The following is a 10,176-nucleotide window of genomic DNA, read 5'->3' on the forward strand; positions in this document are numbered from 1 at the left end:
GTGAGTCCTGCCCCGCGTGGTCAGCTCACTGCCGGGAGCACTTCGCGTTCGAAGAGTTCGATGCCGGAGGTGTCGTAGGCGGCTTCGGGGAAGTTGAAGATGGCGTAGCCGAGGCCGAGATCGCGGACCCGGCGCAGGTTCTCGGCGATCTGCTCGGGGGTGCCGGTGGCGGCGCCGCTGTTGTACAGCTGCTCGAAGTAGGACTTGGCCGCGTCGGCGCCGATGACGGGCGTCAGGCGGGCTTTCAGCGCCTCCAGGCGATCCTCTACTTCGGCCTGCGTGGAACCGATGACGACATTGAAGTTGGAACTGCGGACGATCGCGTCGAAGTCGGTGCCGACGTCGGCGCAGTGCGCGCGCAGCACCTCGGACTTGTGGGTGAACTCGTCGGGATTGCCGCTGAAGTTGGTGTACTGGGCGTATTTCGCCGCGATGCGCAGCGTCTTCTTCTCGCCTCCACCAGCGATCCACAGCGGAATCCCGCCCTGCTGGAGGGGGAGTGGGCGCACGATCGCGCCGTCCACCTGGTAGTACTTGCCGTCGAGGGTGGCCGAACCGGTGGTCCACGCCTGCCGGAAGATCTGCACGCCTTCGTCGAGGCGGCCCAGCCGTTCGCCGGCGGACGGGAATCCGTAGCCGTAGGCGCGCCACTCGTGTTCGTACCAGCCACCGCCGATGCCCATCTCGACGCGTCCGCCGGAGATCAGGTCGACCGTCGCGGCCACCTTGGCCAGGTAGGCCGGGTTGCGGTAGCTGATCGCGGTACACATCTGGCCCAGGCGGATACGCGAGGTGGTCGCGGCGAACGCCGACATCAGCGACCACGCTTCGTGCGTCGCCTCCTCGGTGGGCACCGGAACGGTGTGGAAGTGGTCGTACACCCACAGCGATTCCCACACCGGGTTCGCATCGGCGCGCTGGGCGAGGTCTCGCATCACCCCCCATTGGTCCGCCGGATCGATGCCCACCAGATCGAGCCGCCAACCCTGCGGGACGAAGATGCCGAAGCGCACGAATATCTCCTTCGTGTGTACCCGAAACGGCCGCGGCGAGCGCCGCGGCCTCTATCTCACTGTTACCAGTGCGCCGCGCGCTGGCAACCGTTCGGCGCTCGACGCATCGAATTCACGCGATGTTTCCGGAAGGCTGCACCCACAGAATTCGCTGGCGGTAGGCGGGCGAATGTCGCACGCTGGAAACGTATGAACGAGGAAAGAGGACATCGGGACAAAGAAACGCAGCCTCGGCTCGGCGTCGATTTCGGCCGGGTCATCCAGGGGGCCGCTCTAGCGCCCGGGGACGAGGACACGGTGTTTCTGTCCGGCGGGCTCGAGGAGGCGCTGCGCACGCCGCCCAGCGCGGGCGCTTTCGAGGTATTGCCGCGCCTGGTCCGGCGGTTCGAGGGGCGCGCCTGGGTGATTTCCAAATGTGGCCCGCGGATCGAGCAGCGCACCCGCCAGTGGCTCGACCACCACGACTTCTATAACCGCACCGGGATCGCCAGGGAGAACGTGCGCTTCTGCCGTGCCCGGGCGGACAAGGCGGTGCACTGCGCCGAACTCGGCATCACGCACATGATCGACGATCGCGTCGACGTTCACCGCGCGCTGCGTGACGTAGTGCCGCACCGATTGCTGTTCGGCGCGCAGTCGGAGCCGGTCCCCGAGTGGGTGCGGCACGTCCCGACCTGGGAGGACGCGGAGCGGACCGTGCTGGAGACGATGGATCGGTTTCCGCAGGCGCATCTGTAGTCCGGTGCGCGGGGCCGGGCGCCGGTCTCCGGTTCGAGTGCTCCGGCTCGCGTGCGGTGACCGCACGAAATCGGCCGGGAGCTCGCGCGCCCGGCCGATCGCGTGTTCGTTCCCTACGCGCCGGTGAACTTCTCTCCGGCGACGGACTTCGACGGCTCACCGTCGACGCCGACCGGGATGTCGCCCTCGAGGGTGGTGCGGTACAGCACCCGGGTGACATCGAGGTGGTCCAGATCGCTCGGGGCGAGGTGCGCGGTGACCCGGTTGTCCCAGAACGCGATGCTGCCCTTCTGCCAGCGGAAGCGGACTGTGTAGGCGGGGTGGGTGACCTCGTCGAACAGCAGCTTCAACACCGCGTCGCTCTGGTTCGGGGTGAGCCCGACGATGCGGGTGGTGAAGCCGGGGTTGACGAACAGCGCCCGCTCACCGGTGACCGGGTGCACCCGGACGACCGGGTGCTCGGTGACCAGTGGCGCGGCCGCGACCTTCTTCGCGTAGTCGCTGTCGGAGTTCCAGGCCGGCCTGTTGCCGCCGAAGCGGTGCTCGGCGCGCAGCCCTTCGGCGAAGCGCTTGAGCGACTCGGGCAGGTTCTCGTAGGCGGCGACGAGGTTCGTCCAGCCGGTGTCGCCGCCGCGCTCCGGGGCGATCTCGGCGCGCAGGATGGAGGCCGCGGGCGGGTTGATCAGCGCGGAGACATCGGTGTGCCAGTGGTTGGTGTAGCTGTGCTTGCGCACACCGAACCGTTTCTCGTACAACCGGCTGTCGACCGCGAGGATCTCCGGGTACTCCGTCGGCGCGTCGTCGTCGTACGGGTGCGACGGCGTGACCGCGCCGAAGCGGCGGGAGAAGGCGATCTGCTGGGCGTGATCGATGTGCTGATCGCGGAAGAACAGCACCTTGTAGGTGTGCAGCGCGTCGGTGATGGCCGCGACCTGCTGGTCGGTCAGCGACTCACGGAGATCGACGCCGGAGATCTCGGCGCCGATGTGCCCGGCGACGGGAGCGACGTGCACCGCGCCATCGGTAGCGGTCGAGACGGGGGATTCGTGTACAGCGGTCATCGGAAGAACTCATTTCGGATCAGAGGGTCGGGCCGGCGGCAACCGGAGATGCGGGGTGTGCGGCAAGGCGACAAGCGCTGCCGCAGACGCGCATGAAGTCGACGACGCGACGTTTGGTCAGCGCCTGCACGACGACTGCCTTCCGAGCGCGGGGCGGGCGGGCATGGTTATCAGGCGTTCGCCGGTGCGCGCCACCGCGACAGGCGGCGTTCGAGGGCGACCAGCAGGCCGTTGAAGGCGAGGCCGAGCAGCGAGATGGCGAGGATGCCCGCGTACATGTTCGGGATCGCGAAGTTCTGCTGCGCGGCGGTGATCAGATAGCCGAGACCGGCCCTGGCTCCGAACATCTCGGCGGCCAGCAGCACGAGGATCGAGCTGGCGGCGGCCATCCGCAGGCCGGTGAAGATGGACGGCAGCGCCGCGGGCAGGATCACCTTCTGGAACAGCCGCAACGGCGAGAAACCGAGGGAGGCGGCCGATTTGACGAGCAGCGGATCGACGGTGCGCACGCCGGTGATGGTGTTCAGCAGAATCGGGAAGAAACTCGCGTAGACGACGATGGCGACCTTCGAGGTCTCGCCGATGCCCAGGATCAGCAGGAACACCGGCAGCAACGCCAGCGCCGCGGTGTTGCGGAACAGTTCGAGAATCGGGTTCAGGAAGTCCGCGACCGGCTTGTACCAGGCGATCGCGATGCCCACCGGAATGCCGGCTACCAACGCGAGCGAGTACCCGGCCAGCGAACGGTTCAGGCTCGCGGAGATGTGGGTCCACATCTCCCCGCTCGCCACCAGGTCGGCGAACGCCTGGGCGACCACCGAGAACGGCGGCAGGAATACCTCGTCCACCAGGCCGAGGGTCGGGGCGAGCTGCCACAGCAGCAGGAACAGGGCGATGACGACGGTCGGTTTGAACACCCGCCAGGCCAACCGGCTCACCGCGCGGATGGCTTGCGTTCCGGCGGAGGGCGCGGTCTCGGCCCTGCGCACCGGGGCAGGCCGGGCCTGCGCGGCCGCGCTCTCCCGTACCGGCCGCTCGCTCAGCTGAATGGCACTAGACATTGGCCGTCCTCTCGGTGGTGGATTCGACGTCGGCCGTGTGGTCGGACAAGGACTTCAGTTCCAGGCTCGCGGCCCGCTGGACCTCGCTGTGCAGCAGCGTCCAGATCTCGTGGCGGTAATCCCGGAAGCGTTCCGAGGAGCGGATGTCGTCGTCGGTTTCCCGGTCGATCTCGACGTCGACGATGGCCTTGATCCGGCCGGGTCGCGAGGTCAGCACGGCCACCCGCTGGCCCAGGTACACCGCCTCATCGATGCCGTGGGTGATGAACAGGACGGTCTTGCCGGTGGCACGCCAGATGCGCAACAGTTCGTCCTGCAACGACTCCCGGGTCTGCGCGTCGAGCGCGGCGAACGGCTCGTCCATCAGCAGCACCTCGGGATCGAACGCGAGACTGCGCGCGATCGCGACGCGCTGTTTCATGCCGCCGGAAAGCTCGTGCGGGTAGCGGTCGCCGAAGCCGGCGAGCCCGACCAGTTCCAGATAGTGCTCGGCGAGTTCGCGGCGCGCCTTGCGGCGTAAACCCTTGGCCTCCAGTCCGAATTCGATGTTGGCCCGGGCCGTCCGCCAGGGCAGCAGCGCGTACTGCTGGAAGACGACGCCGCGATCCAGGCCGGGGCCGGTGATCGGCTTGCCGTCAAGCAGGATCTCACCGGAGCTGGGCTTGCTCAGCCCGCCGAGCAGATCCAGCAGCGTGGACTTGCCCGAACCACTCGGCCCGACCAGCACCAGGAATTCGCCCTCGCGCAGCTCCAGCGAGATGTCGTCGAGCGCGGTGAATCGCTCGCGCGAGCCGCGCACCGCGAACTGCTTGCTCACTCCGGTGAGCGACAGTTTCGTCGCCGTCGTGGTCATTTCGCGGCCACCACCTCTCCGGTCGGGCCGGCCTCCGGCTTGTACTTGCCGTTGGCGTAGGGGTTGAACTTGTTGGTGAACAGATCCGCTGCCTTCAACTTGCCGTTCGGCAGTTCGCCGTTGCGCACCAGCCAGTCGATCCAGATCTGCAGTTCCTTGTCCGCGACCACCGCGCCCGGCACCGGGATTCCGGAGCTGAGCCAGTACGGCACCAAGTTGGTGTTCTCGTTGCGGCCGCGCTTGTTGATGATCTGGGTGAACCGCTCGCGCACCTGCTCGCGGGGCGTCACCTGGAGCCAGCGGATCGCGCGTGCGGTGCCCTGCACGAAGTCCTCCACCGCTTCGGGATTCTTGGCGATGTAGTCGTTGCGGAAGACGTAGGTGCCGTAGTCGAACGTGCCGAAGATGGCTTTGTCGGTGTAGAGCGGGTGGATGCCGCCGCGCCGGAGGGCGGTGTCCCGGAAGACGCTACCCAAGGCCGCGACGTCGACCTGTCCCTTGCGCAGTGCGTCCTCGGTGTTGGCGGGCGGCACGACGATCAGTTGCACCTGCTTGATCTCGTCCTCGGTCAGGCCTTGCTGATGCAGCCACTCCCTGGTGATGAATTCGTGGTGCGCGCCGAGGGTGTTGACCGCGACCTTCTTGCCGATCAGATCGCGCGGCGAGTTGATGCCGGAATCGTCACGCACGTAGTAACCGGTGAACGACTGCTCGTCCGCGCCATAGGAACTGAGCACGGAGGTGACCTTCGCGCCGCCCGCGATCAGCTTGACCACCGCGCCGTTGAACGCGCTGCCGAACTCGACTTGATTCGTCGCCGCGGCCTGGATATTGGCGGGGCCACTGGTGGTGTCGCCTTCCCAATGCAGGCTGACCTTGCTGAAATAGCCTAGGTCGTCGGCCAATTCGAAGGCGCTCACCTGCCCGGTGGAGCCTTGGTAGCGCAGCACGGTCTTGCCGTCCGCGGTCTTGGCGGGTGCGGACTCGCCGCAGCCGGTGAGCACGGACAGCCCGGTGAGCACCGCTACGGCGGCGGAGAGAGCGCGGGCGACGCGCCGGGACGAGGGGGGGAAAGGCATTGTTGTTCTTTCGAAGACGAGAAGACGCCGTGCGATTCGACGCTCGGCGTCCGGAGACACCACAGCGGGAGCGATGCGGCGGTGGACGACCGTGCGGGATCCGGTCGGAAACGAGGGCCGCGTTGCCTCAGCGGCAACAGATTCCGTGCGGAACGCGCATGAAGTCGACCGCGCGACGGCGGATCAGGGCGGTGGCTGTCGACACTTCGAAACTTTCGTGAGCTGTACTGGTGCCTGCGTGCGCCGATGTGTTTCGGCACTTGCCTGGCAAACACTTTCCCGGTTCCCAAGCATGGGAGCAACAGTTCGACGCCGACTGCGTATAACCCTGTTTTACGGCGGCCGATGGACTACGAAGGGGTCAGGCTGACGCGTGCGGTAACGCATCGGCCGATACCGTGCGGCCCGGCTTCCGTAGGGCATCGCCCGGTTCCGGTCGTCCCGGCGGTCGTCGCTTGCGCTGCGGACGAGTCGCGTCGCGGTCTCTCGGTGTGGAGCGGCTTCGGTCACAACACCCTGTCGTAAGGTGATCATCGTCTCCGAAGCGATGTAAGCTGCACGAGGACATTTTCGTGTCCGTGAGATGTTGATCCGAACGGTGCGGATATCCGAGTTCCGCGGCGGCGACGAGAGGGAGGTGGGGTAGCGATGCGCAGCGAACCTCCCAGTCGAAGGCCGCGCGGCGCCGCCCCTTCGCATTCCTAGTCAGGTCGCGACGGCAGGGGCCGGCGCCCGCGGTGTGAATTTCGAGCTCTCCGTTCACTCACGCATGTGCTGAGGTCCTCTCATGTCGCAGACCGACATCATCGAAGTACGTCCGACGCTGTCCGAATCCCTCCAGGACATCGTCGAAACCCGCCGCGTGGACGCCGCGCTGGACTGGCTCGGCAACCACCCGCCGCACGTCATCGCCGATCAACTCGCCCGGATGGACGCCGTGCGGGCCGGGATGGCGTTCCGCCTGCTCGACAAAGACCTGGCGCTGGCCGTCTTCGAGGAACTCGAGCCGGTGGACCAGCAGCAGATCCTGCAGGGGCTGCGCGATCAGAGCTTCCGCGACCTGGTCGAGGGCATGGCGCCCGACGACCGCGCCCGAATGCTGCGCGAGGCGCCCGCCAAGGTCGCCAAGAAGGCGCTGGCCGGGCTGAGCCCGCGCGAGCGGCGGATGACCGCGAGCCTGCTCGGCTACCCGGAGGGGTCCGCGGGGCAGTACATGACGCCGGAGGTGGTGGCGCTGCCGCGTGACCTCACGGTGGCCGAAGCGCTCGGCATGGTGCGGGCCAAGGGCGGCAACGCCGAGACGGTGTACACGCTGCCCGTCGTCGACGCGGGCAGGCGGCTGACCGGCATCGTCGAGCTGCGCGAACTGGTGCTCAGCAAGCCGGAGACGATGGTGTCGGAGCTGGTCGTCACCGAACCCGCCTTCGCGCGCGCCACCGACGCCGCGGAGAAGGCCGCCCGCTTGATGCGCGAGACCAACGACATCAACCTGCCGGTCGTGGACAGCGAGGACCGGCTGGTCGGCCTGCTGACCATCGATGACGCGGTCGAGGTGATCGAGGCTGCCGACAGCGAGGACGTCGCGTTGCAGGCGGGGTCCGCGCCGTGGGAAGGCCACTACATGGCCGCCGGGGTGTTCCAGCTGGCCCGCTACCGCGCGCTGTGGCTGCTGCTGTTGCTGTTCGCGGCGACCCTCACGGTGAGCGTGACCGACTTCTTCGAGGGCACCTTGCAGCAGGCGGCGCATCTGGCGCTGTTCATCCCGCTGCTGATCGGCGCGGGCGGCAACGCGGGCGCGCAGGCCGCCACCGCCTGCGTGCGTGCGGTGGCGGTCGGCGAGGTCCGGGTGTCGGACCTGTTCCGGGTGATCTGGCGGGAATGCCGGGTAGGTCTGGTGCTGGGCTCACTGCTGGCGTCCGTCGGCCTGGCGATCGGGGCCTTGTTCGTCGGTCCGCGCATCGCACTGGTCGTCGGGATCACACTGGTCCTGATCTGCGGCTGGGCCGCCACCATCGGCGGCACCATGCCCCTGCTGGCCAAGAAACTGCGCATCGACCCCGCGGTCGTCTCCGCCCCGATGGTCACCACCCTGGTCGACGCCACCGGTCTGATCATCTACTTCACGACGGCCAAACTGGTCCTCGGTATCTGAGGGCGCGGTGTGCTCGACGATCGCCCTACGGAAAGAGCGTGAGTACTTGGCGCACAACATCTTCGAGGGCCGCGTCAGCCTTGCCGGTGAGCGAGATGGCGGGTAGGCGCGGCCCGAGCGAAGCGCGGTTCTCCGATGCGAGCGGCGGTCCGACCGCGACGTTGTAGAACCGCAGTTCGTCGGCGGCATCTCGGTAGACGGTGCGGTCGCCGACGGTGAAAGCCGGACTGCCCGCGGTGACCAGCGACTCCGCGCTGTATTCGTAAGCGAGACGAATCTCGTCGCCGTGATACGAGAACGTACAGCTGGAGACCCGCTCTCGCGCGGGGTCCGCCGTGACGCCGAGCCGCGGCAGCACCGCGCAGGGGTCGGCGCCGGTCAGCACGGTGGTGATCGTCTCCGCCGCGCTGCCCTGTCGTGGCTCCCGCTTCCATTCGGATACCGCCGTGGTGATCAGTGACTTGGCGATCGGGCACGGCTCGACCCCCAAGGGCGTGTCCACCGACAGGCCGATCGCGGCGAAGGAGGGGAAGCGTGCGGTGGCCGAACAGGAGCGCTGGACGAGTTGCCCGGCCTGTTCGGCGCTCAGTGTGTCCTTGTCCGCCAGCAAGGTGATGGTCACGTCGCCGAGTCGCTCGGTGGTACCTCGATCGTTCTTCACTTCCGGCGCCGGCCCCGCCATGGTCCAGTGGACGGATTTTCCCTTGTAGCGTTCCGAACTGTCGAGTTCGGCCCGGCACGAGTTCAGCCCGTCGGTGCCGACGGTGCGCAATTGCCCGACTTCGGCCAATTCGGCTCGTGGCAGCAACGCGCAGGTGTCCATCGCGCGCATGCGGCGCAGCACTTCCAGACGCTGGTCGTCGGTCTGCGGCACGGTCGACCAGAAGGATCCGTCACCGGTCTGCGGAGTCGCCGCCGGACCGTCGTCCTGACACGCGGCTGCGGTCAACAGCACCGCCGCGATCAGAGCCAGTCGTCGGTACATCGAGAAACCCCCTCTTCGGATCGAAATACAGCTGTGGCGCAGAGTCCTCGCCGCCGGGTCGGCGATCGGAGACAAGACGAGGGCCCGGCATCGCTGCCGGGCCCCGTTGTCCCACACCATAACTGATGGTTCAGAACTCCCAGTCTTCGTCCTCGGTGTTGACGGCCTTGCCGATGACGTAGCTCGAGCCCGAGCCGGAGAAGAAGTCGTGGTTCTCGTCGGCGTTGGGGGAAAGCGCCGAGAGGATGGCGGGGTTCACCTCGGTTTCGTCCTTGGGGAACAGGCCTTCGTAGCCGAGGTTCATCAGCGCCTTGTTGGCGTTGTAGCGCAGGAACTTCTTCACGTCCTCGGTGAGGCCGACCTCGTCGTAGAGGTCCTGGGTGTAGTCGACCTCGTTGTCGTAGAGCTCGAACAGCAGCTCGAAGGTGTAGTTCTTGAGCTCGTCGCGCTCGGCCTGGGTGACCTGCTCCAGGCCCTTCTGGTACTTGTAGCCGATGTAGTAACCGTGGACCGCTTCGTCCCGGATGATCAGCCGGATCATGTCGGCGGTGTTGGTGAGCTTGGCCCGCGACGACCAGTGCATGGGCAGGTAGAAGCCGGAGTAGAACAGGAAGCTCTCCAGCAGCGTGGAGGCGACCTTGCGCTTGAGCGGATCGTCGCCCCGGTAGTACTCCAGCACGATCTCGGCCTTGCGCTGGAGGTTGCGGTTCTCCTCCGACCAGCGGAACGCCTCGTCGATCTCGCGCGTGGAGCACAGCGTGGAGAAGATCGAGCTGTAGCTCTTGGCGTGCACCGACTCCATGAACGCGATGTTGGTGAGCACCGCCTCTTCGTGCGGGGTGAGCGCGTCCGGGATCAGGCTCACCGCGCCGACCGTGCCCTGGATGGTGTCCAGCAGGGTCAGGCCGGTGAAGACCCGCATGGTCAGTTGCTTCTCGTCGGCGGTCAGGGTGTTCCACGACGGAATGTCGTTGGAGACCGGGACCTTCTCCGGCAGCCAGAAGTTGCCGGTCAGCCGGTCCCAGACCTCGGCGTCCTTTTCGTCGGGAACCCGATTCCAGTTGATGGCCGACACCCGATCGATCAGTTTCATCCTGCCTCCACGCCTTTCCCGAGCACCTGTCGTCACGGAATGTCTACCCTCGGGACACTACTCCTTGTGGCCGACATGTCCGCTCAGCACAACACCTTGTGTCGCCGCGGCAGGCGTCTACGTCGGGAAGAACGCTGTGAC

9 protein-coding genes are annotated in these 10,176 nt (G+C 67.0%); 2 read left to right on the forward strand and 7 right to left on the reverse strand.

The window, feature by feature from the left end; all coding sequences use genetic code 11:
• Positions 1 to 20: 20 nt before the first annotated feature.
• Positions 21 to 1,013 (reverse strand): LLM class F420-dependent oxidoreductase, encoded by a 993-nt coding sequence (locus ACIA5H_RS32225; RefSeq protein ID WP_397079569.1) that lies wholly within the window; start codon positions 1,011 to 1,013, stop codon positions 21 to 23.
• Positions 1,014 to 1,202: 189 nt separating this feature from the next.
• On the opposite strand from ACIA5H_RS32225, the gene ACIA5H_RS32230 reads away from it, so the two are divergent.
• Positions 1,203 to 1,751, forward strand: a complete 549-nt coding sequence (locus ACIA5H_RS32230; protein ID WP_397079571.1) for a hypothetical protein — start codon at positions 1,203 to 1,205, stop codon at positions 1,749 to 1,751.
• A gap of 113 nt (positions 1,752 to 1,864) precedes the next feature.
• Here ACIA5H_RS32230 and ACIA5H_RS32235 read toward each other — a convergent pair whose 3' ends face one another.
• The 4 genes from ACIA5H_RS32235 to ACIA5H_RS32250 all read right to left on the reverse strand — a co-directional run bounded on the left by ACIA5H_RS32235 (position 1,865) and on the right by ACIA5H_RS32250 (position 5,805).
• Positions 1,865 to 2,812 (reverse strand): TauD/TfdA dioxygenase family protein, encoded by a 948-nt coding sequence (locus ACIA5H_RS32235; RefSeq protein ID WP_397079573.1) that lies wholly within the window; start codon positions 2,810 to 2,812, stop codon positions 1,865 to 1,867.
• A gap of 170 nt (positions 2,813 to 2,982) precedes the next feature.
• Positions 2,983 to 3,873, reverse strand: coding sequence for an ABC transporter permease (locus ACIA5H_RS32240; protein WP_397079575.1), 891 nt, complete (start codon positions 3,871 to 3,873; stop codon positions 2,983 to 2,985).
• Positions 3,866 to 4,726 carry an ABC transporter ATP-binding protein gene (locus ACIA5H_RS32245; protein ID WP_379253317.1) on the reverse strand — a complete coding sequence of 287 codons (861 nt, stop codon included), beginning with the start codon at positions 4,724 to 4,726 and terminating at the stop codon, positions 3,866 to 3,868. The genes ACIA5H_RS32240 and ACIA5H_RS32245 overlap by 8 nt, the downstream gene beginning before the upstream one ends.
• A complete protein-coding gene (locus tag ACIA5H_RS32250) occupies positions 4,723 to 5,805 on the reverse strand; it encodes an ABC transporter substrate-binding protein (protein ID WP_379253318.1) in 1,083 nt (360 codons plus the stop codon). Before ACIA5H_RS32250 ends, ACIA5H_RS32245 begins: the two co-directional genes overlap by 4 nt.
• A gap of 787 nt (positions 5,806 to 6,592) precedes the next feature.
• Here ACIA5H_RS32250 and mgtE point away from each other — a divergent pair.
• A complete protein-coding gene (gene mgtE / locus ACIA5H_RS32255) occupies positions 6,593 to 7,957 on the forward strand; it encodes a magnesium transporter (RefSeq protein WP_355078750.1) in 1,365 nt (454 codons plus the stop codon).
• Positions 7,958 to 7,982: 25 nt separating this feature from the next.
• On the opposite strand, the gene ACIA5H_RS32260 is transcribed toward mgtE, so the two are convergent.
• Complete coding sequence (locus tag ACIA5H_RS32260; RefSeq protein ID WP_397079578.1) at positions 7,983 to 8,942, reverse strand: hypothetical protein; 960 nt, start codon at positions 8,940 to 8,942, stop codon at positions 7,983 to 7,985.
• A 130-nt stretch (positions 8,943 to 9,072) separates the two neighbouring features.
• Positions 9,073 to 10,035 (reverse strand): class 1b ribonucleoside-diphosphate reductase subunit beta, encoded by a 963-nt coding sequence (gene nrdF / locus ACIA5H_RS32265; protein WP_355078753.1) that lies wholly within the window; start codon positions 10,033 to 10,035, stop codon positions 9,073 to 9,075.
• Between the last annotated feature and the right edge of the window lie 141 nt (positions 10,036 to 10,176).

Origin of the sequence: Nocardia sp. NPDC051900, from assembly GCF_044452545.1 — a bacterium.
Taxonomy (GTDB): domain Bacteria; phylum Actinomycetota; class Actinomycetes; order Mycobacteriales; family Mycobacteriaceae; genus Nocardia; species Nocardia sichangensis.